Source organism: Streptomyces sp. NPDC050164 (assembly GCF_044459945.1).
Taxonomy (GTDB): domain Bacteria; phylum Actinomycetota; class Actinomycetes; order Streptomycetales; family Streptomycetaceae; genus Streptomyces; species Streptomyces coeruleorubidus_A.
In genome coordinates this window covers 47276-71986 of record NZ_JBITJK010000015.1, presented here as the reverse complement: position 1 = coordinate 71986, position 24711 = coordinate 47276, and the positions used below count along the sequence as shown (strand labels likewise).

Sequence of the window (24711 nt, the reverse complement as noted above, 5' to 3'; positions counted from 1 at the left end):
ACGAGCGTGCTGCCCGCCTTGCTGGTGTAGCCGTTCTTGATGCCGATCAGTCCCCGGTACGGCTTCACGCCACGGGCGCCGCTCAGCAGCCGGTTGGTGTTGCGGATCGGGTACGACCAGCCTCCGCCGCCGGGGAACCTGGCCTCGACGGTGGCGCAGTACCGCGCGAAGTCGGGGTTGCGCAGCCCGACCCGGCCGAAGACCGCCAGATCGAACGCCGACGACACCTGTCCCGGCGCGTCGTAGCCGTCCGGGGAGACCACGCGCGTGTCGCGGGCGCCGAGGGACCGGGCCTTGGCCTGCATGCGCTCGGCCGTGGCCCGCCAGCCGCCGTTGAGCTCGGCCAGGACGCGCACGGCGTCGTTGCCGGAGTTGAGGAAGACACCCCGCCACAGGTCGGCGACCCGGTAGGTACGGCCCTCGGTGACCCCGACCAGGCTGCTGCCGGCCCCGACGCCCCTCAGTTCCTCCTCGCGGACCGTGTGCCGGATGCCTGCCGGCAGCGCGGGCAGCACCGTGAGGGCGAAGAGGGTCTTCAGGGTGCTGGCCGGGGGCAGCCTGCGGTGCGCGTTGTGGGCGGCGAGCACCTCGCCGGTGCGGGCGTCGGCCACCAGCCAGGACAGCGCGGAGGTCTCCGGGAGACGGGGCGCCCCGGCGCGCGGCCGGACCTGGGTGCCGGGGCGGTACAGCAGCGAGGGGTGCGGGGCCGCCGCCCTCGGCCCGGACGGCGGACTGGGTTCCGTCCCGCCGGGACCGGCCGCCGCGGCGGGCATCACGGCCAGAAGCCCTGCCGCACAGAGCGCACAGACCGACACAGCCACCCGGGAAGAGACTCCAATGATCATACGATCAACGTAGAAACGGATGTGCTCCGCGCCGCGACGACCGGGCCGGACACCGCGCGCGAGCACCCGGATGCCGCACGTGCGGCCGACGGCGGCGGCGATGATCGCGGCGCTCGCGCAGGCGGAGATGAACGAGCGCACCCTGGCCGTCAAACCCGCGTTTATCGCGTCCTGATGTCCCCGGCCTACGATCGCCCGGCCGGACGTGCCGAAGCAAGGCTGTCGCATGACACTGCGAAAGCCGAGTCAAAGGGGGACGACGACATGCTCCGCATCCACTTCAGCGACGGGGACCTGGCGCGCACCAGGGTCGCCGCCGCACCTGATCCGGTGTGGGAGATCGCCGCGAGTATGCACCGGTTACAGTCCCGCAAAGGGCGGTGGGCCTATGCCGAGTGGTACCGCACGGCACGGCAGCAACTGCGGGAGAAAGGGCTGGAGCGGGTCCTGCGGAGTGTCCTGCTGCCGCTGTATCCGAGGGCCGCGTACTTCCCGGACTTCCTGACCCCCGCCGACGCGGTGGGCGACCTGGACGCGGGCATGGAATCGATCGTGGCCACGCCTGCAGAACGCATCCTGGCGGAGATGGCCGTCCTCGACCGGACGGTGGGTGCCCCCGCCTGGGCCGGGCAGCTGACCGGGCTGGAAGCGCGCAAGGAGTTCGTGGGGATGCTGCGCGCGTACTACGACGCGGTTGTCGCCCCGTACGAAGAGCAGGCACAGGCCCGGATCGAGGCGGAGCGGGTGGCCCGCTGCCGTGGGCTCCTGGACGGCGGGGTCGAGGGCATGCTCTCGGGGCTCGGGCCCATGCTGCGCTGGCGCCCTCCCGTCCTGGAGGTCAGCTATCCGAAGCAGACCGGCGAGCGGGACCTGCACCTGGACGGCCGTGGACTCACGCTCGTCCCCTCGTACTTCAACTGGGGCGAGCCGGTAGCCTTCGCCGATCCCCAACTGCCGCCCGTGCTCTGGTACTCGCTGCTCCACGAGCCGAGCTCGCCGGACGCTCCGTACGGCGCCGAAGCCGCCGACAGATCCTTGATCAACCTCCTCGGCCGCGCTCGCGCGGTCTCACTGCGCGCCGCTTCCACCGGCGCCACGACCGCCGAGATGGCCCGTGCCGCCGGAGTCTCGGCGTCCTCGGCCAGTCGGCACGCCACCGCGTTGCGCGACGCGGGCCTCATCACCACCGTCCGGCACGGCCCGGCCGTACTGCACACCCTCACGCCTGCCGGGGCGTCCTTGCTCAAGGCGGGCACAGGCGGATCCGGCTGACGCGACAGCCGCGGCTCAGTCCGAGGGCAGCGTCGGCTGGATGCGCCGCAGGAACGTCGCGTTGTCCGGGGTGTCGCGCATGCGTTCCAGGAGGGTCTCCAGGGCGCCCTGCCCGTCCCGGTTCTGCAGCACCCGCCGCAGGCCGTGCATGGCCGCCAACTCGGCCGCGGGCAACAGGAGTTCCTCGCGGCGGGTGCCGGAGGGGATGATGTCGACGGCCGGGAACACACGCCGGGAGGCCGGTTCGCGGCTCAGCCGGAGCTCCATGTTGCCGGTGCTCTTCAGCTCCTCGAAGTAGAAGTCGTCGGCCCGGGAACCGGTCTCCACCAGCGCCGTCGCGAGGATCGTGAGGGAACCGCCCTCCTCGGCCGACCGGGCGGCGCCGAAGAACCGCTTGGGTCCGGTCAGCGCGGACGCGTCGACGCCTCCGGTGAGGATGCGGCCTCCGGAGGCGGCCGCGTTGTTGTGCGCCCGGCACAGCCGGGTGAGGGAGTCGAGGAGGATCACGACGTCCTCGCCCGCCTCGACGAGCCGCTTGGCCCGCTCGATCACGAGCTCGGCGAGTGCGATGTGCTGCTTGGCACTCCGGTCGAAGGTCGAGGCGTACACCTCGCCCCGCACGCTGCGCCGCATGTCGGTGACCTCCTCGGGCCGCTCGTCGAGCAGCAGCATCATCAGCCGGCACTCGGGATGGTTGCCGGTGACGGCGGCCGCGAGCTGCTGGAGGATGACGGTTTTGCCGGTCTTGGGCGGGGCCACGAGAAGCCCGCGCTGGCCCTTGCCGACCGGTGCGATCAGGTCGACGACCCGACCGGCCAGCCCCGCGGCCGGGTGTTCGAGGCGAAGCCGCTCCTGCGGATGCAGCGGCGTCAGGTCCCGGAAGTGCCGACGGCCGCGCAGTTCAGCGGACGTACGGCCGTCGACCCGTGCGACGTCGGTGAGACCGCGCCGGTCGCCCAGGGTGCCCTCGACGAGGTCGCCCTTGCGCAGGCCGTGGCGGCGGATCAGGGCGGGGGAGACCGCAGGGTCGGTGGGCGTGGGCAGGCAGCTCTCGCCGCGCAGGTGCCCCTTCCCGCTCGCGTCGATGTCGAGGACGCCGAGGGCGGTCCGGGTCTCGGACTGCTGCTGGGTGGGCGGGGTGTCGAGTGTGGTGGTCATGGTGGTGTGTCCTTTCACGGACGGCAGGCATGAGACATGCGAAGGGAAGGGGGGAGAGAGCCGCGAGGGGAGGGCGTGAAACATGCCTCCGGCGGCGGGGAACAGCACCTCGGGTGCGACTGAGCAAGTCGAAGTGCCGGAAATGATGGAGAGAAATGGAGAACCGCACCGGCGCCCACAGAAGGGGGCGTGCACAAGTGCTGTTCGCAGGCTACCACCCGACGGGGCGCCGGGGGAGGGAGATATACGTCAGCGTGTGGCCAGCAGCCCGTACAGCAGCGGGATCCGCGGCTCGGGCAGTCGCCACCAGCCGGACTCCGTGCGGACCGTCTGCGGCCACCGTGGCCAGGGAAGTTCGTCGCTTTCCCGCAGCCGCCCAACGGCCAGTCCCGCATCCGTCAACGCGTTGACGACCTCGCCTATTCCGTGCATCCACTCGTAACTGTCCGTGGCGCCCTCGACGGCAGGGCCGTCCGTGTACGTGTGGGTCGCGTCCCGGTGCACGGGACCGGCGCCGCCCAGGTAGTCGTGGCGCAGGAGCAGCTCGGGGCCCTCGCCCGGAGCGGGTTTCGGGCCGAGCGAGTTGAGCAGGGGATGGAATTCGACGACGTACAACCGGCCGCCGGGACGCAGGAGCCGGCCGACGACCTCCGCCCACCGGTTCAGGTCGGGCAGGTAACACAGGGCGCCCTTGCCGGTGTAGACGACGTCGAACTGCCGCCCGTCCAGGGCCTCGACGGCGTCGTACACGTTCGCCCGCACGTACGTCACGTCCGCGCCGGCCTTCGCGGCGATGCCGGTCGCGGCCGCCACGGACGCCTCGGAGAAGTCGAGGCCGACGGCCCGGGCACCGCGCCGTGCGAAGGCGATCGTCTCCGTGCCGAGGTGACACTGGAGGTGCAGCACGTCACGGCCGGTCAGCTCGCCGAGGTCCTCCCACTCCCAGGGCGCGAACCAGCGCTCGGGGTCGGGATCCTGGTCGAGACAGTAGAACCGGCTGGCGAGATGGACGGGCGTGCGGGCGTCCCAGTTCGCCTGGTTGGCCCGCATCAGCCGGTCGTGCTCGGCGGACGTCATGGGGACATCCAACCGCGAACGGACCGCGCGATGCGGCAGAACGGAGGAACGGATCGCCGGACGTGTCGCTCACACCGAGCGCGCCCGCGCCTCCTCGGCGATCTGCTCGAACTGCGCGCCCATGGCCGCCGCCAGCGCCTGTGCCGCCGACAACGGACGTACCATCACGGTCAGTTCGTCGATGAGCCCGTCCTCGTCGACATGGATGAAGTCGCAGCCGTTGATCTCCCGGTCGCCCACCCGCGCGGTGAAGACCAGGGCGTGGTCACGGCCGTTCACGTCGTTGATCTCGCGCACGTAGCGGAAGTCCTCGAAGACACCGGAGACGGCGCGCAGGATCGCCGCCGTGACCGGCTTGCCGGTGTACGGCTTGAACACGACCGGGCTGGTGAAGACGACGTCCGGCGCCAGCAGCGCCTCGGCGGCGTCGAGGTCGAGAGCCTCGACCGCCTCACGGAATGCACGCATCGGACCTGCCCTTAGTCAACTAATTGAATAGGTGCGGAGTAGATTAATCAACCGTTGATACCGTGTCCACATGTCTCTCAAGTACGCCGTGCTGGCCGCTCTCCTGGAGGGCGAGGCCTCGGGCTACGAGCTGTCCAAGGTGTTCGACGTGTCGCTCGCGAACTTCTGGCCCGCGACCCCGCAGCAGCTCTACCGGGAACTGGAGCGTCTCGCGCAGGACGGTCTGATCGAGGCCAGGGTGGTACGCCAGGAACGGCGGCCCGACAAGCGGATGTTCACGCTCACCGAGGCGGGCCGCCAGGACCTGCGCGCCTTCACCGTCACACCGCCCCGCCGCCCCACCGCCATCCGCGACGAACTCCTCATCAAGATCCAGGCCATGGACGGGACGGACCCCGAGGCCACCCGTGCGCTGGTCGAGGAGCGCGAGGCGTGGGCCCGCGGCAAGCTCGCCCGCTACGAGCGCGTCCGCGAACGCCTCCTGGCCGGCCGCAGCGAGGAGGAGTACCTGCGGGAGGCCGACCGCATCGGCCCGTACCTCACGCTGATGGGAGGCATCGCCTTCGAGGAGGAGAACCTCCGCTGGTGCGCACGCGTGCTCACGATCCTCAAGCAGCGAGCTCCTCTAGGCTGAGCCGATGTTCAGCCCCGAAGGCCCCAGTCTGCCCGAACTCGCCGTCCAAGCGCTGTCGTCCGTCGAGCGCGGCTACGACCTCCTCGCGCCGAAGTTCGACCACACCCCCTTCCGGACGCCCGACGCGGTCCTCGACGCCGTCGAGTCGGCCTTGCGGCGGACGGGACCCTTCGACGCCGGGCTCGACCTGTGCTGCGGTACCGGCGCGGGCGTCGGCGTGCTGGCGGGGGTGTGCCGGGAGCGGGTCGTCGGTGTCGACTTCAGCGCGGGCATGCTCGACGTGGCCCGGGAACGGGTCCTCCCGGCGGTGCCGCCCGTCTCCTTCGTCCGCGCGGATGCCCGTGCCCTGCCGTTCGGGCCCGTCTTCGACCTGGTGGTGAGCTTCGGGGCCTTCGGGCACTTCCTGCCCCGCGAGCTGCCCGGACTGTTCGCGCAGGTCCGCTCCGTCCTGCGGCCGGGCGGCTGCTTCGCGTTCCCGCTGGTGGCCCCGCCCCGCCCGGGCTCGCTCGGCTACTGGATGCTGCTCGGCTTCGACACGGTGATGCGGGTGCGGAACGCGCTGTGGCGGCCTGCGTTCGTCATGTACTACCGCGCGTTCCGCTTCGGGGACGTACGACGTGAGCTGGCCCGGGGCGGCTTCCGAGTGGATCTCCACGCGCTGCCGGAGTTCGGGCGGCGACGGGACGGCAGCCCGCGGGTGCGGCTGGTCGTGGCCCGGACGCCGGACCAGATGATTGATTCCAAGGGGTCAGTGGTCGTAGGCGGGCAGTGAGCGCCTCGGTGCTGTTCGGAGGTTGAGCTGGCCTTTGAAGGTTTCGTTGACCGACTCGACTGGTGCTCGAAGTCGCGGCCGAAGTAGTTCTTGTCGCCGATCAGCAGCTGTCCAGGCCGGGCGGCGGTCAGGCCCCGTTCGGCGGCGAGCCGGTCCAGCGTTACAGCCGGGCTGCTTCGGCAGGTAGGGGAAGAGATGCCGTAGGGATCCTCCACCCTCGACGGCACCGACCAAGCCACCCACAAGGAACAGGGCAGCATGATCCGCCGCTACGTCGTCTGGCGGAACCGTCACGCCGACGACCGGCGCCTACGAGCGTCGTCGGCAGGGCAAACGTCGCCTGAGGCTCAGAACCCATCTTTGAACCTCTTTTGATCTCGTGCGCGCGTCGCGGCGGAGGACTCCGTACCGGACGGGAACTGAGGACGAGCCTTCACCGCCTCACGTGTGACGGCAGAGTGTCCCCGACAAGGACGCAATCGACGGCTGTGTACAGGGTTTCGGTCTCGGCGGTCAGGATCGATTCGTCGGAGGGCAGGGCTCTCTCGATCGAGAGCCCGTTGAGGACGGTGAGCAGGAATCTCGCGCGTCGGGTGTTGTCGCCCTGGGCGAGCGCGCCTTCGTTCGTGAGGATCGTCAGCCAGTACTCGATGCGGCGTTGCCCTTCCCGCTCGATGGCGAGATACGCCGCGCGGTTCTCTTCGGTCGGCTCGGGTTCGATGAACGCCTGGTGGATCTGGCGCCAGGCCGTTCGCGCCTGTTCGCCCACGCCGGCGGGGGCGAGCACTTGGCGGAGGCAGTCGACCAGCCGGTCCCGGGCCGGTACCGATCGTTCGTGGATCCTGTCGTCGGGGGCCACCACGTCGTAGATGCCGGCGAGCACCGCGTCCTGCAGGGCGCGCTGGGTCGGGAAGTGGTACCGGAGCGAGCCCGTGCTCACCCCGGCGCGCGCCGCGACCGCCCGCACGCTCAGCCTCGCGCCCGGGTCCTCCCCGAACATCTCCATGGCCGCCTTGAGGACCTTGTCCCGGCTGCTCATGCCCGTCTCCCGCTGCCGCTTCTCCGTCATCACAACCTCCTCCAACACACTGTACTAGCACACTGTGCTACTTTGACTCGCAGTGGTACTAACACGGTGTACCAGAAGCGGGGGCCGGCAGGCGCCGGGGAGGCGGAGACATGATCACGGAATGGCGAAGGCAGCGGGCCGTGGCACGCGTGAAGAGCGGGGACGGGCGGCCGCTGCAGCGTTTTCGCTGGTGGCAGCTGCCCGGCCGCGCGCTGTTCCATCTCCGGCTGTCCGACGACGCCGGTCGCCGGACGGAGTACGCGGTCGACGTCCGGCACTGGGGCAACCAGAGCAGCGGCTCGGTCAGGGCGCACCTGTACCGCGACGGAAGGCGTCACGCCGAGTCCAGGATCCCCGCCGTCTTCCCCGTCCCGGGCGGCACCATCGAGGTGGCCATGAGCGGCTTCGGGATCAAGCGCTGCCACTACGTCACCACCGGCGGCACGGCGCAGCAGCTCGCCCCTGATCCGAAGTCCGCCGAGGGGCGCCGTGCGCGCCTCGACCGTGCGCATCCCACGCTGAGCCGATCGATCGCGTTCCTCTCGGTGTTCATGCTGATCACCGGTGTGGGCCTCAACCTCCTTCAGGCTCTCGAACCGATCTCGCACATCCCCCCGGTCGCCGGGAGCGTCGGAACCTTCGACTCGCCCGTTCACCTGCCGCTCTGGCTCAACATCACGCTCGGGCTCGGGGCCGTACTGGGCAGCACGGAGCGAGCGCTCCGGCTGCGCTACTCCCGGCTGCTCGACGGCGCAGGCAACTGACCCCGCCCACGAACCGACGAGGCAGACATGACCACAACGACCAAGCCCACTTGGCTCCTCGGCGAGGGCGAGCCCGGCACCGCGCGGAAGCTCCCGGCCGGCGTGGAGTACCACCGCGTACTCGCCAGCGACAAGCGCCGCATCGGCCGCGGCATCTTGGCGATCGTGCTCCTGCTGGCGGGGATCGTCATCTTCCCCACGGCCATCGGCAGGGCGGCCGCGCTCATCGACGAGCGGATGGGCAACACCCCTCCCATCCTGGGCGGCACCGACTACACACCGCTGTACCACGCAGCCTCCATGATCTCCCTGGCCCTGCTCATGCCGTGGAGCATGCTCATCCAGCGATGGCTCTACGGAGTACGCGGTGCGTCGCTGCACTCGGTGACATCGCGGTTCCGGTTCGACGTGTTCGGGCGGGCGCTCGTACTCTTCGGCCCGGTCTGGCTGGTCGTCATCGCGCTCGGATTCCTCGCCCCCGGCGAGCGGGTCGCCTGGTCGCACGCCGACCTCATCGGCATCTTCGTCACCACCCTCCTCCTGACTCCACTGCAGACGACCGGCGAGGAATACGGTGTGCGCGGGCTCGTCTTCCGTGTCGTCGGAAGCTGGACCCGTGGACCGCGAGCAGGGCTGATCGCAGGTGTCCTGGTCTCGGCCGTGCTGTTCACCGCCGTCCATGGTTCGACCGATCCGTACATCACCGTGTGGTACTTCGTGCTCTGGTCCGGACTGGCCGTCATCACCTGGCGTACGGGAGGTCTCGAGACCGCGGTCGTGCTCCATGCCGTGCTCAACACGGTCTCCTTCATCGCGGCGCCGCTTCTGCGTGCCGACCTCGGCGGTGACCTCCAGGACCGCTCCGCCGGTACGGGCTCGCCGTATCTGCTCGTGCCCACGCTCACACTGGTCGCGATCACCGCGGTGGTGTGGCGGCAGACACGGCGGACCGGCTCGGAGTAGAACCCGTCTTCAAACCGGCGGGGCAGGCCATGAGGCCGTTGGCTCGTTGGAGGAGACATGGAGACTGCGGTGTCCGCGCTCCCCGTGATGGGCCGGACGGGCACGAGGCGGTCCTCAAAGACGCGATACACGGCATCATCGCGTCCAACACGATGATGCCGTTCCCCACGAGTCAAAAGAGGTTCAAAGATGGGGTTCTGAGCGGTGTCACCCCTACTCAGCGTCACGGCACACCATCAACAGGGCAAACGTTGGCTGACACGGCACTAGTCAGTCGCGCAGGAAGTTCAGCAGATCGTCGTTGAACGTCTTCTCGAAGTCGCCCACCAGACCGTGCGGGGCGCCCGGGTACACCTTCAGCGTCGCGTCCTTGACGAGCTGGGCGGTCCGCTGGGCCGAGGCGCCGATCGGCACGATCTGGTCGTCGTCGCCGTGCGCGACCAGCGTCGGCACGTCGATCCGCCGCAGGTCCTCGGTGAAGTCGGTCTCCGAGAACTGCGCGACGCAGTCGTAGGCGCCCTTCAGCCCGGTCTGCATGCTCCACATCCAGAACGCCCGCCGCATGCCCTCCGACACGGCGGCCCCGGGCCGGTTGAAGCCGTAGAAGCTCTCGCTCAGCTCCCAGTAGAACTGCGAGCGGTCCGCCGCCACGGCGGTGCGGATGCCGTCGAAGGCCTCCTTCGGGGTGCCCTCCGGATTGGCCTCCGTCCGCAGCATCAGCGGCGGCACAGCGCCCAGCAGTACGGCCTTGGCGACCCGCGCGGTCCCGTGCCGCCCGATGTAACGGGCCACCTCGCCGCCGCCGGTTGAATGGCCCACCAGGACCGCGTCGTTGAGGTTCAGCGCCTCGATCAGTTCGGCCAGGTCGTCGGCGTACCGGTCCATGTGGTTGCCCTGCCACGGCTGACCCGAGCGGCCGTGCCCGCGGCGGTCGTGCGCGATCGCCCGGAACCCGTTCTCGGCGACCAGACGCGCCTGACCGTCCCAGGCGTCCGCGTTGAGGGGCCAGCCGTGGCTGAACACCACGGGCTGCCCCTCGCCCCAGTCCTTGTAGTAGATCTCGGTTCCGTCGGACGTGGTGAGTGTGCTCATGGGAAACCCTCTCGGATCGTCGGGGCGTGACCCCTGCCCTTGATCTCGATGATCTCCGTGATCCCGGGATCGCGCCGCCGACGCCGGCACGAGGGGTTCGAAGCGCCCCAGGCGCCGCCCGGCGAGAATCTGCGTGAGCATTCCGCCGAACGAGTGACCGATGCCGATCGGCTTGTGCCCGAGCCCGCCGATCGGTCCCGCGAGGTGGCCGGCGACCTGCCGGCCACTGCGCGCGCCGTTTCAAGGCCCGCGTACGGTCGGACGCCCCGGCGGTGGTGGGCGTCGGGGTCCGGCCCGGCAGCGTGAACTCGTAGACCAGCGCGTCCCGTTGGGCGTCCACCACGAGGTCGGTGATCTCCAGCGGGCGCGCGTACTGGTCGTGCACGCGCCGGGTGACCCGCACCGACGGCGTGCTCACGAGGCGGGTGATGGCGTCGCGGTGGTGCAGGGTCAGGCCGGCCCGGCGCATCCAGTCGTAGGCCCGCCGCCGCTGCGCGCGGCGGCGGCGGTGTCATCGGCGCGGTCGCGGATGGGGGCACCTCCCACGCCGTTCAGGCAGTGGGGGAGGGCCAGCCCCAGGGCCTCGGCGTGGTCCGGCGGGGGCGGCTCCCAGGCCACGGTGGCGCGGGCCACCGTGCCCGGGGTCGCGGCGCGGGCGCCGACCGGGAAGGTGCGCGAGGCCGGGGTCTCGACCGGCAGACCGGGCAGCGTGACGTGACTGCCGCGCCGGTCGGTGGCGACGAAACCGTCGCGGCGCAGCAGCTCCAGCGCCTGCCGTACGGTCTTCCGGCTGACCCCGAAGTGCCCGGCCGGCCGCCGCTCGCCCGGCAGCCGTTCGCCGGGCGGCACGGTGCCGTCGCGCAGTTGGCCGAGCAACTCCGTGGCGATCCGCCGGTACAGGGGCTCTCCTTCGGCCGTCGGGGGGTCGTGCGGGGTGGTGCGGGCCATGCCGCGCGTCCTGTTGGTGACGTTCGGTATCCGTGCGGGCTCGGTGCGCCACCAGGTCCAGCATTGGTCTAAATCAGCCGGGAAGGGGGGCCGGGCGGTTCGGCCGAAACCGGCCCGCCCGAGCCGGCCGTCACAGCGCGCTGTACAGGGCGTCGACCAGCGCCATCTTGCGCGGGTCGTCCGCGATATGAGGCCCCATACGGTTCATCACGTACCCCAACGACACGTCCGCCTCCGGGTCGGCGAGCCCGCAGGAGCCGCCGAAGCCGTCATGACCGAAAGCGCGCGGGTTGGGTCCGTAGGAGCCGTTGGATCCGCTGAGCCACAGCCCGAGCCCCGCCTCGGTCTCGCCCTCGAACCCGGCGCCCAGCACCAGATCCCGGCAGCTGCCCTGTCCCTCGCGCACCCGCTCGGCCGCCTCGGGGGACAGGACGCGGTGGCCCCCGTGGGAACCGCGCCCCGCGAAGACGCCGTAGAGCTCGGCGACCGCACGCGCGGTGCCGTGCCCGTTCGCCGCGGGAATCTCGGCGGCCCGCCACCCGGGCGTGCCCGCCGCGGCGGCGGACACCGAGGGGTTGGTCAGCGCGGCGATCGCCGCGGGATCCAACTGGGCGAAGACAGCGGCCTGTTCACTGCTCGCCGCGACCGGTGGCTGGACCAGCTCGGCCACCCGCCCGGAGTCCTTCTCCGGCAGGCCGATGCGGAAGTCGATGCCGAGCGGCCGGGTCACCTCCCGCTCCAGGAAGGCCCCCGGCATCAGCCCCGTCACCCGCCGGACGACCTCGCCGACCAGATGGCCGTACGTCAGCGCGTGATAGCCGGACCTGCTTCCCGGTTCCCACCAGGGCTGCGTCGCCGCGAGCCGCTGTGTGGTCAGCTCCCAGTCGCAGAGCTGCTCCAGCGAGTGCGGTTCGCGCAGCCCGGCCAGACCGGCGCGGTGGGACAGCAGGTGCCGTACGAGGACCTTATCCTTGCCCGCCGCGGCGAACTCCGGCCAGTACACGGCCACCGGCGCGTCCAGATCCAGCAGCCCCCGGTCGGCGAGGATGTGCGCGCACAGTGCCACCGGCCCCTTGGTCGTGGACCACACGTTGACCAGCGTGTCCTGTTCCCACGGCCGGTTGTGTGCCGCGTCGGCCCAGCCGCCCCACAGGTCCACCACCGTCCTGCCGCCGACGGTGACGGCCACCGCGGCACCCAGCTCGCCCCGTTCCCGGAAGTTCTCCTCGAACGCCCTGCGTACCGCCGTGAAACGCGCGTCGCAGTGACCGCGCACCTGTGCCTCGTGCTCTGACATGGGCCCCTCCACCACCTCGCCGGGCCGGGCCGCCGAGGAGCGGCCCGGGCGTGAGGAACGTACCGACTGGTCGGACTCGGTGGAAGGCTGTGCCGGTGAAACGGCCGGATCACTCACCGGCCGGCGGCGGAATCAGATGTATGAGCGCATCCAGCGCAGCTTGGCCGCCTCCTGGAAGGGGCCGCCGCCCTCGTGGTCGTTGAAGTCGTACACCTCGATCGTCTTGTCCTCGTGGCTCCAGGCGTTGAAGGCCGCGAAAACGGTCGAGGGCGGGCAGGTCTGGTCCTCAAGGGCGGCCGAGAACAGCGCGGGAGCCCCGCCGCGGACGGCGAAGTGGACACCGTCGAAATAGGAGAGAGTGCGCAGCGCCTGCTCGGTGCGGCCGCGGTGCGTCTTGAGGTACAGGCCGATCTCCCGGTACGGGTGACGGTCCGTGATCGTCGCCGCGCGCGGGTAGTCGCACAGGAACGGCACGTCCGGCGCGATGCCCGCCAGGTCCGGTATCAGACCGCCCACCGCGATCGTGATGCCGCCGCCCTGGCTGCCACCGACAGCGACCGTGCGTGTCGGGTCGGTGAGCGGATGCGAGCGGGCCGCCTCCACGGCACGCACGGCGTCCGTGAACACCCGGCGGTAGTAGTAGTTCTCCGGCGCGTCGATCCCGCGCGTCATGAAACCGGGGTACGCGGGCGCGCCGCCCACCGGGTCGGCAGTGCCACCGCCCGCACCCCAGGCGCTGCCCTGCCCGCGGGTGTCCATCACGAAGTGCGCCCGGCCCGTGGACGCCCACAGCAGATGCTCGTGCGGCAGCCCGCGTCCTCCGCCGTAGCCGATGAACTCCACGACCAGCGGCAGCGGGCCGTCCGCCCCGGCCGGCAGTGTCAGCCAGCCCTTGACCGGATGACCGCCGAACCCGGCGAACGTCACGTCGAACACCTGCACAGTGGACAGTCCCGTGTCGACCGGTTCGAACCGGGCGTCCAGGTCGTGCTCGCGCGCCTCCTGAAGCGTCTTGGACCAGAACGCGTCGAAGTCCTCGGGCTCGGTGGACGCGCTGCGGTACTCGCGGAGTTCGTCGAGAGGAAGGTCGAACAGGGCCATGTAGGACCGCCTTGGGTGAGGAACGGCTGCGGAGACAGTGCGGATGATCACACTACGTGTGCGGCCAGAGGACTCGCCAGGTCTATTGCAGTAACCCGTTCACCTGCCGTTTGTCGGTCGCGTCACGCGTCGCGACGCGTCCACTCCGGCTCCGTACGGGCCCACTCCCGCTCCCACTCGGCCAGCCGGCGGCGCAGGGCGACCCGGCGCACGACGGAGTGGCCGAGGAGCACCACGAGCACCACACCGCCCGCGGCGCACGTGCCGATGGTGAGGGTGTGCTGCCAGACCCCGGTGCCGTCCACCGGCGGGGTCACGCTCCGCCCCCGGGAGTCGAACCACACGTCCACGACCTCACCCGGCCGGGTGTCCCCGGTGACCCGTGCCGTCGCGGTGCGCGTGCCCTCGCCCGGTTCCGCCCAGCGCACCGTGGCCCGGTACGCGTGCTGCCCGCCGGCCTGCACCGTCGGCAGCGAGTCGCCCTTCCTGCCGACGACCTCGGCACGGACGCGATGACGCTCGGCCTGTTGCTCCGCGGAGACCGACCGCGCCTCGCCATGGGCCCACCAGGCGGTGGCCGCCCCCACTACAGGCGCGCCCACGAGTATCAGGACGGCGACCACCAGCACCGTCCACGCCTCGACGACATCCGACCGGCGCCGCAGCGGACTGCGCCGCCAACGCCAGCCGCGCACCCGGGTTCGCATGTCGACCTCCTCGCCGTCACCGCGGCCGGAGGGCCGGACCGGCCGTGCGGTGGCGGCGTCGCCGCTCCCTCCGCGTCACGTCACGCGTGCGAGTTCCCACACGGGTCGGGTACCCCCTCCGACACACCTCGATCGCTCGGCACGGCCCGGGTCGCCACATGCCGGAGCCCTCCGGGCCGGAGTGCCCGGGCCGGCCCCGGCGAAACACCGGGCCGCGCACACGACGGACCACGTCCAACCCGAAGGCGAGCCAACGCCACCCCTGTGGCACGACCGGAGGAGGGCCGCCGTCGGGATCAGCCGAACCGCTCGATCCGGATGCGGTCCACCGGCTGACCGGCCGTCACGAGCAGCCGGGAGGCGTGCTCGGCGAAGGAGTTGGAGCCGCACACATAGGCCTCCCACCCACCGGAAGGCTGCTCGGCCAGGAGCGGCGCCACATGTCCGGCCGCCATACGTCCCACCGGCACACCCTCCGGCGCGCTCCGCGTGAACACGGGCGTCGTCTCGGCGCCGAACTCCCGGGCGTAGATGAGCTCCTCGGGACTGCGCGCGGACACCAGCAGAGACAGCGGCACGGTCAGATTCCGCGCCCGGTGGTGCCGGACCATCGACATCAGCGGCACGACGCCGGAGCCGGCGCCGATCAGCAGCGCGGGCCGGTCGCCCGGCCAGGCGAAGAAGCCGCTCACCGGGCCCCGCACCTCGACCTGGTCGCCGGGCCGGGCGACGCTGTGGAACCAGCCCGAGACCTCGCCGCCCTCGACGTGGTCCAGGGTCAGTTCGACGTGCCCGCAGTCGTCCGGCGCGGACGCGATCGAGTAGTGGCGCTGGGCCGCATAACCGTCCTCGGCGGTCAGCCGCACCATCAGATGCTGGCCGGGCAGGTGCCCCGGCCAGCCCGGCACGGCGAACCGGAAGGTGCTGGCACGCGCGGTCTCGCGGCGGATCCCGGTCAGCGTGGCCGTCTGCCACACGGAGGCGGCCTGCTCGCTCACCGCGATGCGCCCGGGCACGGCGAACCGCGTGGAAGGCACGAACGTGTCAGTCACCGGAGTACCTCTGCTCCTCCCAGGGGTTGCCCCGCTCGTGATAGCCGTTCCGCTCCCAGAAACCCGGCTCGTCGTGGTCGAGGACCCGCAGGCCCGCTATCCACTTGGCGCTCTTCCAGAAGTACAGGTGCGGCACCAGCAGCCGCGCCGGACCGCCGTGCTCGGGGGCGAGCGGCCTGCCGTCGTACTCCCACGCGATCCAGGCGCGCCCGCCGGTCAGGTCGGCGAGCGGGAGGTTCGTGGTGTAGCCGGTGTGCGAGTAGGCGACGGCATGGGTCGCCGACCCATGGGGCCGGACCACATCCCAGAACGCGTCCAGGGACACTCCCGAGAACCGCACCCCAAACTTCGACCAGCTCGTCACACAGTGGATGGCGCCCTCGTACGCCGACGGCGGCAGCCGGTGCGCCTCCTCCCAGTCCCAGGTGCGGGGCTCCTCCACCAGACCGTCGATACGGAAGGTCCAGTCGGCGGGCGCGAGATCGGGAGTGACCTCGGCGGACAGCACGGGCCAGTCGTCGCCCGCGTCGTACTGGCCGGGCGGCAGACCAGGGTCGTCCACACGTGGGCGCCCGGTGAAGCCTCGGGTGATGTGCATGAGGTGTGCCTCCGGGCCGGGCCGACGGTGCCCCGCCGGGCCGGCGTGATCAGTGATTGCGTATTCAACCGTACGTGGGGCGCGATCCTGGTCGTGCGTACGTGCGGCGCGCCTCTAGTCCTGCATGCTGGAGCCAGGGCCCGCGTTGTAGCGCACCAGGTAGTCGGCGAATCGCGACAGGTCCTCGGCCGGTCAGTCCGCCAGCCGCTCCCGGAAGGCCGCCCGGCGGCTCTCGGTGACCTGGGCCAGGATGCGCCGGCCGGCCTCCGTCAGATGCAGCACCTGGACGCGCTGGTCCTCAGCGTCGGGGCGGCGTTCGACGAGATCCGCGTGTTCCAGCGCGGCCACCTGGCGGCTGACGGTGGACTTGTCCAGGGCGTAGTGGGCGGCCAGGTCGGTGGCACGGCACCCGCCGCTCTCCTCCAGGTGCCCGAGCAGCGTGTACGACACCAGCGACAGCTCCGGGTGCATCCGCCCCGCCGCGGCACGCGCACGGCGGGCGAAGACCGTCATCTCCCGCTGGATGGTCTCCACGGCATCGGCCGGCTGCACCGGACCTCCCTCACCACGTCGTTGTCCGGTCCTCCATGGTTGCATAGGGCAACAACCTGTCCAACCGCCCTGCCGGCGGGGGGCGGCGCACCGCCGTGCCGTACTGGTCCGCCGGCCCGTCGGGTAGTGTTGCCGCCGGCTGTGGACGGACCCAGCCGTCGCCGAACCGAGGAGGTGAGACCCATTACCGCTGTGTCAGCCCGGGTGCTCACTCCTCGATGTCGCGCGGATCGCCGGCCGTAGGCGACCGCAGGAGCGCCCTTCGCATCTCGAAAGGCTCCTGGCTTCCATGCCCTCCGTGTCTCCCGTTCCACCGTCCTCTCATGACTCCGTCGTCGTCGCCCTGCGCACCGCGGGCTGCGTCTTCGCCGAGGACGAGGCCGAGTTGATCCTCACCACCGCCCGCACCCCTGCCGAAGCCGCCGAAATGGTCGAACGCCGCGTCGCGGGTCTGCCCCTCGAACTCGTCGTCGGCTGGGCCGAGTTCCGGGGCCTGCGCATCACCGTCGGCCCGGGCGTCTTCGTGCCGCGCCGCCGCACCGAATTCCTGGTCGAACAGGCCCTGGCCCGGGCGCCCGCCGCGAGCGTCGTCGTGGACCTGTGCTGCGGCTCCGGCGCCGTCGGCGCGGCGCTGGCCGCCGGACTCGGCCGCGTCGAACTGCACGCGGCCGACATCGACCCCGCCGCGGTGCGCTGCGCCCGTGGCAACGTCGCCGCCGCCGGCGGTCACGTCCACCAGGGCGACCTGTTCGAGGCACTGCCCGGCGAACTGCGGGGCCGCGTCGGCATCCTCGCGGCCAACGTGCCGTACGTACCGAGCGACGAGATCGGCCTGCTGCCGCCGGAGGCCCGGGCCCACGAGCCGCTGGTCGCCCTCGACGGCGGTACGGACGGCCTCGACGTCCTGCGCCGGGTCGCGGCCGAGGCGCCCCGCTGGCTCGCGCCCGGCGGCTGCGTCCTGGTGGAGACGAGCCGCCGGCAGGCACCGACCGCCCTCGACACCTTCGAACGCAACGGCCTGACGGCACACCTGGCCGTCTCGGAGGAGCTGTACGCCCATGTCGTGATCGGCTTCGCACCGCAACGGCCGAGCGCGCAGCCGAACGCCGGCGGCGGCTCCTCAATCAGGTGCCGTCGCCCGCGCGATGAGCAGCGCCACGTCGTCGAAGTTGTCCGGCTCGTGCAGGGTGCGCAGCAGCAGGTCGCAGACCTCCTCCAGCGGGCGGTCGGGCCCTTCGAGCAGGGACAGCAGCGTGTCGAGCCGTTCGTCGAGCGAGTCGCGCCGGGTCTCGACGAGACCGTCGGTGTAGAACACCAGCCGGTCGCCCGGCTCCAGGTCGACGGTCGTCGTGGAGAAGGCGACACCCCCGACGCCGAGCGGCACCCCGGTCGGCAGGTCGAGCAGCTCGGGGGGCCGCCCGGCCCGGACGCGCACCGGCGGCAGATGCCCGGCGTTGGCGATCCGGCACTGTCGCAGATGCGGGTCGTGGACGGCGTAGACGCAGGTGGCGATGGTCTGTTCCAGCCCTGAGGTGATCTTGTCGAGGTGTTCCAGGAGCAGGGCCGGATCGAGGTCGAGGGAGGCCAGCGTGTTGGTCGCCGTACGCAGCCGCCCCATGGCCGCCGCCGCCGGGATGCCGCTGCCCATCACGTCACCCACCACGAGCGCGGTCTTGCCGCCCTCCAGACCGATCACGTCGAACCAGTCGCCGCCCACCTCGCTCGTGGCCCCGGCCGGCTGGTAGCGGGAGGCGACCTCCAGCCCGCCCGTCACGGGCGGATGGCTGGGCAGCAGGCTGCGCTGGAGGGTGAGCGCGGTGTCGCGGGCGCTCTGGTACCAGCGGGCGTTGTCGATCTGCACGGCGGCCCGCGCGGCCAGCTCGCGGGCCAGCAGCAGGTCGTCCTCGGTGAACGGCAGCGGATTGCGGGTGCGCTTGAGGTCCAGGGCGCCCAGCACCTCGCCGCGCGCGATCAGCGGCACCGCCAGATACGAGTGCACCCCGGCCCGGCCCAGCAGCCCGGCCGCCTCCGGGGACCGGGCGATGCGCGGCAGGTCCTCGTCCTTGACCTCCGGCAGCATCACGGCACTGGCCGTGCGCACGCACTCGGTGACGAGCCGGTCGGGCTCGTACCGGGCCACCTGCCCGGGCGGGTCGGCCGCCTCCAGCGCCTCGGCGGAGTCGTACCCCTGGACCGCCAGCGCGCGGATGACGGCCGCCTCGGCCGGGCCGAGGCTGGTGCGCCGGCCCTGCACCACGGTGTCCAGCAGGTCGACGGCCGCGATGTCGGCGAGTTCCGGCACGGCCACGTCGGCGAGCTCGCGGGCCGTGCGGTCCAGGTCCAGCGAGGTGCCGATGCGGCCGGAGGCGTCGGCGATCATGGCCAGGCGGCGCCGCGCGGCCTCGGCCTCGATGCCCGCCCGGTACTGCTCGGTGACGTCGACGATCGAGACGGCCACGCCCAGCACGGTCCCGAAGGCGTTCTCCAGCCGGTACAGCGAGATCGACCAGGCGTGGTCCCGGTGCGGGTCGGCCGGGGTGCGGCCGATCGTGGACTGGTCGACGACCGGCTGCCCGGTGTCCAGCACCCGGCGCGCCGCGGCCTCCAGGGCGTCGACGTCCATCCGCGGCACCACCTCGCGGACCGTCCGGCCCAGGTGCTCCTCGGCCGGCACGCCGTTGAGCTCCTCCAGCGCCGGGTTGACCGAGACGTACCGCAGATCGGTGTCCAGCACGGCCAGGCCGATCGGGGACTGGGCGATCATCCGCGTCGACAGCGCCACCTCGCGCTCGAGGCGGTGCACGGTCGACTGGTCGGCGCACAGACCGAGCGCGTAGACCTTCCCCTGGTCGTCCAGCAGCCGCATGTTGCGGAACTCCACGAGCCGCGTGGTGCCGTCCTTGCGGCGGACGGGGAAGGCCCCGGCCCAGCTCTGGCCGGTGCCCATGACGTCCGCGAACAGCTTGACCACGAGGTCGAGGTGCTGCTCGTGGACCATGATCCGGGCGGCGTACTGCCCCAGCGCCTCCCGCGCCTCGTACCCGAACAGCTCCTCCGCCTGAGGGCTCCACAGCACGATGCGGCCCTCGGCGTCCAGGACCACCGAGGCCACACGCAGGACGTCGAGCAGCCCGCTCGGCCGCGCCGGCCCGCGCGCGGGCTCGTCGCCCTCGGCCATGGGAGTCCCGGCTGCACTCATCCCACGCCCCGCCTTCGCCGATCTCGCGGCACGCCGTCACGGTGCCGACACCCCATGTTGTACCGCTGTCCTACCGCGCGGAGCCGTCGATCCGAGGCCCCTCCCGTCACCTTCCACCATCTCCCAACCCGGAGCCACCCGCTCCGTAAAGCCGTCGGCACGGCAGGGGCACCGCCGGTAGTGCTCGGCAGAAGGTGGTGCTTTGCTGGGGTAGGGGCGGATACGCCACGAGAGGAGCGATCACGATGGACCCTGAGCAACCGCATCCCCACAACGTCTCGGTGGAGATCAGCGGGTGCAGCAAGCAGGACGCCCGGATCGTGTTCGACACGCTGTGCGCCTGCTTCGAGTCCGACCGGCGCGCCGACGACGTACCGGAGGATCTGCACGAGACCCGCCCGACCGTGTGGCTCGGCACGTTCGACGTCGCCGACACGCACGAGGGCGCGCGACCGGCCCGGCTGTCGTCCTCCGTCGATGCCGACCTGCACGGCGGTTACTGGGCGATCGAGCAGTTCCGCATGAGGCTGGACTCGCTGTTCGCCGTACGGGACCTGAGCACGGTCTCCGGCGACCAGGAGAAGGAACTGCACGTGCGCCTCGAAAGCCGGTGACCGCCCCTCACGCCCCCATCAGACCGAGGACGGCCCGCTGGTAGACGGCGTGCACCACGGGCAGCTCCGCGAGGCGCATGCGTTCGTCCACCCCGTGCAGTCCCTCGTACGGCAGCCCGAAGCCGGCCGTGGCCGGGATTCCGCCGGCCGCCAGCAGATTGCCGATGTTCGACGGGCCCGCCGTCTTGGCCCGCACCCGCAGGCCCTCGCCCGCCGCCGCGCCCAGGAGCGCGGCGGCGGGCTGCTCGTCCTCGGCCAGCCGGTACGGCGGCCAGGCCGCGACCGCCGTGACCTCGGTCGGCCGCGGAGCGGGCGACCGCTCGTCCAGCTCGCTCACCGCCGCCCGGACCAGGGCCTCGGCCGCTCGTGCGCCGAAGCCGGGTGTCGTACGGATGTCGACGCCTACTTCGCACAGGTCCGGGACGACGGAGAAGCCCTCGCCGCCGTGGCAGAAGGTCACCGTCAGCTTCGGCGGCAGCGGGAACTCCCCGCTCACGCCGGGCAGCGGGGCCTCGTCCAGCAGCCGCACGAGGTGCGCCGCACGCGACACCGCACCCACCGTCGCTCGGCTCGATCCGGAGTGCCCTGACGTCGCGTGCACGGCGATCCGGGCCCGCCACAGCCCACGCCCTCCGACCACGACCTCCTCCAGCCCCGGGTAGCCGATCATCACCCCGGCCGGGCGGGCCGCTGCCGGGTCGGCGAGATACGCCCGGGCGCCTCCGAAGCCGCCCGTGTGCTCGTCGGCGTCCAGCAGTACCGCGAGTCCGCCGCGCAGCTCACCGGCCCGGCCGTGCAGCTCGGCCGCGATGTGGCAGAACAGGGCCGCGGCGAGTTTCGAGTCGGCCGCGCCCCTGCCCCGCAGCCGGCCGTCGACGACGTCCCCGGCGTCGGGCGGGAAGGACCAGGCCGACTCGTCTCCGTACGGCGCGGTGTCCACGCAGGCGTCCAGAGCCCACCAGGGCCCGGGCCGGCCGCCCGCGATCTCCACCAGCAGCGCGACCGGGCGGCGGGCGTCGTCGTGGAGACGCCGGTGCGGCAGTCCCCGGCCGGCGAGCCAGTCGCCGAGGACGGCGAGGACGGGCTCGTGGTCGTCGATGCCGGCGCGGCTCGGGCGGCGAATGAGCTCGCCGGCGAGCTCCACCACGGAGGAGGAAAGGCCAAGATCCCTGGTCATGGACCTACTGTGCCCTCCATCACCTTGTGCAACTAGTTGCACAAACGGTCGGCGGTCCTCTACAACTACAGACACGACACCGCGCACGGAGGGCCCGATGAGCCGTTACCCGCACCTGCTGACCCCCCTCGACCTGGGCTTCACGACCCTGCCCAACCGGGTCCTCATGGGCTCCATGCACGTCGGTCTGGAGGAGGCCGAGGGCGGTTTCGCCCGCATGGCCGCCTTCTACGCCGCCCGCGCCCGCGGGGGAGTGGGCCTGATCGTCACCGGCGGCATCGCGCCCAACGACGAGGGACGCCCGTACGAGGGCGGCGCGAAGCTCACCACCGAGGCGGAGGCCGAGCAGCACCGGGTCATCACCGACGCCGTGCACCGCGAGGGCGGGCGGATCGCGATGCAGATCCTGCACTTCGGCCGGTACGCGTACCACAAAGACCTCGTCGCCCCGAGCCCGGTCCAGGCGCCCATCAGCCCCTTCCCGCCCCGCGAGCTCACCGACGCCGACATCGAGCGGACGATCGAGGACTACGTCCGCGCCGCCCGCCTCGCCCGGCAGGCCGACTACGACGGCGTCGAGATCATGGGCTCCGAGGGCTACCTCATCAACGAGTTCATCGCCCAGCAGACCAACCACCGCACCGACCGCTGGGGCGGGGCGTACGAGAACCGCATGCGCTTCCCCCTGGAGATCGTGCGGCGGGTGCGCGAGGCGGTCGGCGAGGACTTCATCGTCGTCTACCGGCTGTCCATGCTCGACCTCGTCCCGGGCGGTTCGACGCTCGGCGAGGTGATCACCCTCGCCAAGGCCGTGGAAGCCGCCGGGGCGACGATCATCAACACCGGCATCGGCTGGCACGAGGCCCGCATCCCCACCATCGCGACCTCCGTGCCGCGCGGCGCGTACACCTGGGTGACCAAGCGGCTCATGGGCGAGGTGTCCGTCCCGCTCGTCACCACCAACCGCATCAACACCCCCGAACTCGCCGAGGAGTTGCTCGCCGAGGGCGTGGCCGACATGGTGTCGATGGCCCGCCCGATGCTCGCCGACCCCGACTTCGTCATCAAGGCCGCCGCCGGCCGGCCCGAGGCGATCAACACCTGCATCGGCTGCAACCAGGCCTGCCTCGACCACACGTTCAGCGGTCTGATCACCTCCTGCCTGGTGAACCCGCGCGCCTGCCACGAGACCGAACTGGTGCTCTCCCCGACCCGGCTGCGCAAGCGCGTCGCGGTCGTCGGCGCCGGTCCTGCGGGGCTGGCTTGTGCGGTCTCCGCCGCCGAACGCGGGCACGAGGTGACGCTGTTCGACGCCGCGAGCGAGATCGGCGGCCAGCTCAACGTCGCCCGCAAGGTCCCCGGCAAGCAGGAGTTCGACGAGACGCTCCGCTACTTCCGCACCCAGCTCGACTGGCACGGCGTCGACATACGGCTGAACACCCCCGTCGGGACCGGCGACGTCGACGACTACGATGAGGTCGTCGTCGCCACCGGCGTCACCCCGCGCACCCCCGACATCCCCGGCATCGACCACCCGAGCGTCCTCGGTTACCTCGACGTCCTGCGCGACGGCGCCCCCGTCGGCGACCGGGTCGCGATCCTCGGCGCGGGCGGCATCGGCTTCGACGTCGCCGAGTACCTCACGGACAGCGGCGACAAGGCGCACGAGAACCCGCAGACGTACTTCCGCCAGTGGGGCGTCGACCTGGACTACCGCGCCCCCGGCGGCCTCGCCGCGCCCGAGCGGCCGGCCCCGCCGCGCACCGTCCACCTGCTCCAGCGCAAGACCTCCAAGGTCGGCGCCGGCCTCGGCAAGACCACCGGCTGGATCCACCGCACCGAACTCAAGCACCGCGGCGTCACCATGGTCCCGGGCGTCGGCTACGACCGGATCGACGACGCCGGACTGCACATCACGATCGACGGTGAGAGCACCGTGCTGGAGGTCGACACGATCGTGCTGTGCACCGGCCAGGAGCCGCGCCGCGGCCTGTACGAGGAGCTGATCGCGGCCGGGCGCAGCGCCCACCTCATCGGCGGCGCCGACGTGGCCGCGGAACTGGACGCCAAGCGCGCCATCAAGCAGGGCACCGAGCTGGCGGCCGCCCTGTAGTGCGCAAACGCGTCCCTAGGATGAGGCCATGTCACTCCCGCACGCGATCCTCACCGCCCTGCTCGAGAAGCCGTCGTCCGGGCTGGAGCTGACCCGCCGGTTCGACCGGTCGATCGGGTACTTCTGGTCCGCGACGCACCAGCAGATCTATCGCGAGCTGGGAAAGCTGGAGACCGACGGCCTGATCCGGGCCCTGCCCGCCGAACAGCCGACGCGCGGGCAGAAGAAGAGCTACGAGGTCCTTCCGGCGGGCCGCGCCGAACTGGCCCGCTGGACGGCCGCTTCCCAGGACCCCAAGCCGCACCGCGACGCGCTGCTGTTGCGGCTGAGGGCGGGGGCCGTGGTCGGCACCGCGGGCCTGGAGGCCGATCTGCGACGCCACCTGGAGCTGCACGAGCGGCAGCTGGCGGAGTACCAGGAGATCGAGAAGCGCGACTTCCCGCCCGGCCGGGACGGCACCGAGGACCGGCTGCGGCATCTGGTGCTCCAGGCCGGCATCGACCTGGAGACCTTCTGGACCCAGTGGCTCAGGCGCGCTCTGGCGGACTTCGCCGAACTCCCGGACGAGGAACCGACCCGCCCGGCCTGACGGAGGTATGACGGCGGCCCGCCCGACCGGAGCGCTTCGGGAGGGCGGGCCGCCATGCGTACCGGATCAGAGCCGGTACGGCCTGTTGCGCCGGCGCAGGTACCAGGCCGTCGCGAGGAGACCGGTCCCGACCAGCGCGCCGCCCGCCACGAGCGTGACGGTTCCGTAGTCCGTCGCGCTCCCGCCGACCCCGCCCATGACACCGCGGGACGGTGAGGCCGAGGGGGACGGCGACCTCGTGGGGGAGGCAGTGGGGGAGACGACGACGGACTGCGTGCCCGCGGTGGTGCCGTCCGAGCAGATGACGATGACGGTGTACGTCCCCGAGGTGACGTTCGACCAGGCAGCGGACTGACTGGTCGACGTCCCCGACAGGGTCACCTGACGCCCCTGGGCGAAGCTGCCCTGACTGCTGGTGAGAAGCGAGGCGGTGCCCCAGCTGCCGTTGATCTGGGTGCACGCGCTGGTCGTGACCGACACCGTGGAACCCGTGGTGCTCACGGAGATGCCCGGGCCCGCGGCAGCGGGCACCGCGGCCAGGGCGAGGGGCAGCGCGGCGGCGGCTGCCACGGTCAGGCCGGAGCGGAGAACTGGCGATGAGTTGCGCATGTGGACTGCCCTCCGGCGGCACGGTTGGCGGTACATCCCTT

21 protein-coding genes and 5 pseudogenes are annotated in these 24711 nt (G+C 71.7%); 10 read left to right on the top strand and 16 right to left on the bottom strand.

Going from position 1 to position 24711, the window contains the following annotated elements:
* Positions 1–8: 8 nt before the first annotated feature.
* Positions 9–773, bottom strand: a pseudogene (locus tag ACIBNA_RS21175) (D-alanyl-D-alanine carboxypeptidase family protein); the annotation flags it as partial.
* 336 nt (positions 774–1109) lie between these two features.
* Between ACIBNA_RS21175 and ACIBNA_RS21170 the strand changes: the two are divergent.
* Positions 1110–2117, top strand: coding sequence for an ArsR family transcriptional regulator (locus tag ACIBNA_RS21170; RefSeq protein ID WP_399166702.1), 1008 nt, complete (start codon positions 1110–1112; stop codon positions 2115–2117).
* 15 nt (positions 2118–2132) lie between these two features.
* On the opposite strand, the gene rho is transcribed toward ACIBNA_RS21170, so the two are convergent.
* The 3 genes from rho to ACIBNA_RS21155 all read right to left on the bottom strand — a co-directional run bounded on the left by rho (position 2133) and on the right by ACIBNA_RS21155 (position 4820).
* Positions 2133–3275: a transcription termination factor Rho gene (rho, locus tag ACIBNA_RS21165; RefSeq protein WP_399166701.1), complete on the bottom strand. Its 1143-nt coding sequence runs from the start codon at positions 3273–3275 to the stop codon at positions 2133–2135.
* A gap of 249 nt (positions 3276–3524) precedes the next feature.
* Positions 3525–4352 (bottom strand): class I SAM-dependent methyltransferase, encoded by an 828-nt coding sequence (locus ACIBNA_RS21160; RefSeq protein ID WP_399166700.1) that lies wholly within the window; start codon positions 4350–4352, stop codon positions 3525–3527.
* A gap of 69 nt (positions 4353–4421) precedes the next feature.
* On the bottom strand, positions 4422–4820 hold the full coding sequence (locus ACIBNA_RS21155; protein WP_399166699.1) for a nuclear transport factor 2 family protein: 399 nt from the start codon (positions 4818–4820) through the stop codon (positions 4422–4424).
* Positions 4821–4890: 70 nt separating this feature from the next.
* Between ACIBNA_RS21155 and ACIBNA_RS21150 the strand changes: the two genes are divergently transcribed.
* The 3 genes and pseudogenes from ACIBNA_RS21150 to ACIBNA_RS21140 form a co-directional block, all read left to right on the top strand.
* Complete coding sequence (locus ACIBNA_RS21150) at positions 4891–5454, top strand: PadR family transcriptional regulator (RefSeq protein ID WP_399166698.1); 564 nt, start codon at positions 4891–4893, stop codon at positions 5452–5454.
* 4 nt (positions 5455–5458) lie between these two features.
* Positions 5459–6226, top strand: coding sequence for a class I SAM-dependent methyltransferase (locus ACIBNA_RS21145; RefSeq protein ID WP_399166697.1), 768 nt, complete (start codon positions 5459–5461; stop codon positions 6224–6226).
* A 213-nt stretch (positions 6227–6439) separates the two neighbouring features.
* Positions 6440–6570 (top strand): annotated as a pseudogene (locus ACIBNA_RS21140) (transposase); the annotation flags it as partial.
* Between the two features lie 89 nt (positions 6571–6659).
* Here ACIBNA_RS21140 and ACIBNA_RS21135 read toward each other — a convergent pair.
* Positions 6660–7295 carry a TetR/AcrR family transcriptional regulator gene (locus ACIBNA_RS21135; protein ID WP_399166696.1) on the bottom strand — a complete coding sequence of 212 codons (636 nt, stop codon included), beginning with the start codon at positions 7293–7295 and terminating at the stop codon, positions 6660–6662.
* Between the two features lie 110 nt (positions 7296–7405).
* Here ACIBNA_RS21135 and ACIBNA_RS21130 point away from each other — a divergent pair, with 110 nt between their 5' ends.
* Both ACIBNA_RS21130 and ACIBNA_RS21125 read left to right on the top strand, forming a co-directional pair.
* Complete coding sequence (locus ACIBNA_RS21130; RefSeq protein ID WP_399166695.1) at positions 7406–8059, top strand: hypothetical protein; 654 nt, start codon at positions 7406–7408, stop codon at positions 8057–8059.
* Positions 8060–8086: 27 nt separating this feature from the next.
* Positions 8087–9022 (top strand): lysostaphin resistance A-like protein, encoded by a 936-nt coding sequence (locus ACIBNA_RS21125; RefSeq protein ID WP_399166694.1) that lies wholly within the window; start codon positions 8087–8089, stop codon positions 9020–9022.
* Positions 9023–9292: 270 nt separating this feature from the next.
* Here ACIBNA_RS21125 and ACIBNA_RS21120 read toward each other — a convergent pair whose 3' ends face one another.
* From ACIBNA_RS21120 to ACIBNA_RS21085, 8 genes and pseudogenes are all read right to left on the bottom strand, one after another.
* Entirely contained in the window at positions 9293–10114 is an 822-nt protein-coding gene (locus ACIBNA_RS21120; protein WP_399166693.1) for an alpha/beta fold hydrolase, read from the bottom strand.
* A 295-nt stretch (positions 10115–10409) separates the two neighbouring features.
* A pseudogene (locus ACIBNA_RS21115) lies at positions 10410–11062 on the bottom strand (GntR family transcriptional regulator); the annotation flags it as partial.
* Positions 11063–11192: 130 nt separating this feature from the next.
* Complete coding sequence (locus tag ACIBNA_RS21110) at positions 11193–12359, bottom strand: serine hydrolase domain-containing protein (protein WP_399166692.1); 1167 nt, start codon at positions 12357–12359, stop codon at positions 11193–11195.
* A 132-nt stretch (positions 12360–12491) separates the two neighbouring features.
* A complete protein-coding gene (locus ACIBNA_RS21105; RefSeq protein ID WP_399166691.1) occupies positions 12492–13460 on the bottom strand; it encodes an acetylxylan esterase in 969 nt (322 codons plus the stop codon).
* Between the two features lie 122 nt (positions 13461–13582).
* The gene (locus ACIBNA_RS21100; protein WP_399166690.1) at positions 13583–14167 is read right to left on the bottom strand and encodes a hypothetical protein; all 585 of its coding nucleotides are present in this window, start codon (positions 14165–14167) and stop codon (positions 13583–13585) included.
* A 296-nt stretch (positions 14168–14463) separates the two neighbouring features.
* Positions 14464–15219: a ferredoxin reductase gene (locus ACIBNA_RS21095; protein WP_399166689.1), complete on the bottom strand. Its 756-nt coding sequence runs from the start codon at positions 15217–15219 to the stop codon at positions 14464–14466.
* Positions 15212–15817, bottom strand: coding sequence for a sulfite oxidase-like oxidoreductase (locus ACIBNA_RS21090; RefSeq protein ID WP_399166688.1), 606 nt, complete (start codon positions 15815–15817; stop codon positions 15212–15214). The genes ACIBNA_RS21095 and ACIBNA_RS21090 overlap by 8 nt, the downstream gene beginning before the upstream one ends.
* A gap of 114 nt (positions 15818–15931) precedes the next feature.
* Positions 15932–16330: pseudogene (locus tag ACIBNA_RS21085) on the bottom strand (MarR family winged helix-turn-helix transcriptional regulator).
* Positions 16331–16658: 328 nt separating this feature from the next.
* Here ACIBNA_RS21085 and ACIBNA_RS21080 point away from each other — a divergent pair.
* Positions 16659–17447, top strand: a pseudogene (locus ACIBNA_RS21080) (putative protein N(5)-glutamine methyltransferase); the annotation flags it as partial.
* 42 nt (positions 17448–17489) lie between these two features.
* Here ACIBNA_RS21080 and ACIBNA_RS21075 read toward each other — a convergent pair.
* Positions 17490–19568 carry a SpoIIE family protein phosphatase gene (locus ACIBNA_RS21075; RefSeq protein WP_399166686.1) on the bottom strand — a complete coding sequence of 693 codons (2079 nt, stop codon included), beginning with the start codon at positions 19566–19568 and terminating at the stop codon, positions 17490–17492.
* 245 nt (positions 19569–19813) lie between these two features.
* Here ACIBNA_RS21075 and ACIBNA_RS21070 point away from each other — a divergent pair, with 245 nt between their 5' ends.
* Positions 19814–20182 (top strand): hypothetical protein, encoded by a 369-nt coding sequence (locus ACIBNA_RS21070; RefSeq protein ID WP_399166685.1) that lies wholly within the window; start codon positions 19814–19816, stop codon positions 20180–20182.
* Between the two features lie 7 nt (positions 20183–20189).
* Here the strand turns inward: ACIBNA_RS21070 and ACIBNA_RS21065 are convergent, their stop codons facing one another.
* Complete coding sequence (locus ACIBNA_RS21065; protein WP_399166684.1) at positions 20190–21359, bottom strand: M20 family metallopeptidase; 1170 nt, start codon at positions 21357–21359, stop codon at positions 20190–20192.
* A 97-nt stretch (positions 21360–21456) separates the two neighbouring features.
* On the opposite strand from ACIBNA_RS21065, the gene ACIBNA_RS21060 reads away from it, so the two are divergent.
* The gene (locus tag ACIBNA_RS21060) at positions 21457–23472 is read left to right on the top strand and encodes an FAD-dependent oxidoreductase (protein ID WP_399166683.1); all 2016 of its coding nucleotides are present in this window, start codon (positions 21457–21459) and stop codon (positions 23470–23472) included.
* Between the two features lie 28 nt (positions 23473–23500).
* Entirely contained in the window at positions 23501–24061 is a 561-nt protein-coding gene (locus ACIBNA_RS21055; protein WP_399166682.1) for a PadR family transcriptional regulator, read from the top strand.
* A 66-nt stretch (positions 24062–24127) separates the two neighbouring features.
* Here the strand turns inward: ACIBNA_RS21055 and ACIBNA_RS21050 are convergent, their stop codons facing one another.
* Complete coding sequence (locus ACIBNA_RS21050) at positions 24128–24670, bottom strand: hypothetical protein (RefSeq protein ID WP_399166681.1); 543 nt, start codon at positions 24668–24670, stop codon at positions 24128–24130.
* Positions 24671–24711: the final 41 nt, after the last annotated feature.

Coding starts and splice junctions, on each gene's coding strand:
- ACIBNA_RS21170 (WP_399166702.1), top strand. CDS start 1,110: ATGCTCCGCATCCACTTCAGCGACGGGGACCTGGCGCGCACCAGGGTC.
- rho (WP_399166701.1), bottom strand. CDS start 3,275: ATGACCACCACACTCGACACCCCGCCCACCCAGCAGCAGTCCGAGACC.
- ACIBNA_RS21160 (WP_399166700.1), bottom strand. CDS start 4,352: ATGACGTCCGCCGAGCACGACCGGCTGATGCGGGCCAACCAGGCGAAC.
- ACIBNA_RS21155 (WP_399166699.1), bottom strand. CDS start 4,820: ATGCGTGCATTCCGTGAGGCGGTCGAGGCTCTCGACCTCGACGCCGCC.
- ACIBNA_RS21150 (WP_399166698.1), top strand. CDS start 4,891: ATGTCTCTCAAGTACGCCGTGCTGGCCGCTCTCCTGGAGGGCGAGGCC.
- ACIBNA_RS21145 (WP_399166697.1), top strand. CDS start 5,459: ATGTTCAGCCCCGAAGGCCCCAGTCTGCCCGAACTCGCCGTCCAAGCG.
- ACIBNA_RS21135 (WP_399166696.1), bottom strand. CDS start 7,295: ATGACGGAGAAGCGGCAGCGGGAGACGGGCATGAGCAGCCGGGACAAG.
- ACIBNA_RS21130 (WP_399166695.1), top strand. CDS start 7,406: ATGATCACGGAATGGCGAAGGCAGCGGGCCGTGGCACGCGTGAAGAGC.
- ACIBNA_RS21125 (WP_399166694.1), top strand. CDS start 8,087: ATGACCACAACGACCAAGCCCACTTGGCTCCTCGGCGAGGGCGAGCCC.
- ACIBNA_RS21120 (WP_399166693.1), bottom strand. CDS start 10,114: ATGAGCACACTCACCACGTCCGACGGAACCGAGATCTACTACAAGGAC.
- ACIBNA_RS21110 (WP_399166692.1), bottom strand. CDS start 12,359: ATGTCAGAGCACGAGGCACAGGTGCGCGGTCACTGCGACGCGCGTTTC.
- ACIBNA_RS21105 (WP_399166691.1), bottom strand. CDS start 13,460: ATGGCCCTGTTCGACCTTCCTCTCGACGAACTCCGCGAGTACCGCAGC.
- ACIBNA_RS21100 (WP_399166690.1), bottom strand. CDS start 14,167: ATGCGAACCCGGGTGCGCGGCTGGCGTTGGCGGCGCAGTCCGCTGCGG.
- ACIBNA_RS21090 (WP_399166688.1), bottom strand. CDS start 15,817: ATGCACATCACCCGAGGCTTCACCGGGCGCCCACGTGTGGACGACCCT.
- ACIBNA_RS21075 (WP_399166686.1), bottom strand. CDS start 19,568: ATGAGTGCAGCCGGGACTCCCATGGCCGAGGGCGACGAGCCCGCGCGC.
- ACIBNA_RS21070 (WP_399166685.1), top strand. CDS start 19,814: ATGGACCCTGAGCAACCGCATCCCCACAACGTCTCGGTGGAGATCAGC.
- ACIBNA_RS21065 (WP_399166684.1), bottom strand. CDS start 21,359: ATGACCAGGGATCTTGGCCTTTCCTCCTCCGTGGTGGAGCTCGCCGGC.
- ACIBNA_RS21060 (WP_399166683.1), top strand. CDS start 21,457: ATGAGCCGTTACCCGCACCTGCTGACCCCCCTCGACCTGGGCTTCACG.
- ACIBNA_RS21055 (WP_399166682.1), top strand. CDS start 23,501: ATGTCACTCCCGCACGCGATCCTCACCGCCCTGCTCGAGAAGCCGTCG.
- ACIBNA_RS21050 (WP_399166681.1), bottom strand. CDS start 24,670: ATGCGCAACTCATCGCCAGTTCTCCGCTCCGGCCTGACCGTGGCAGCC.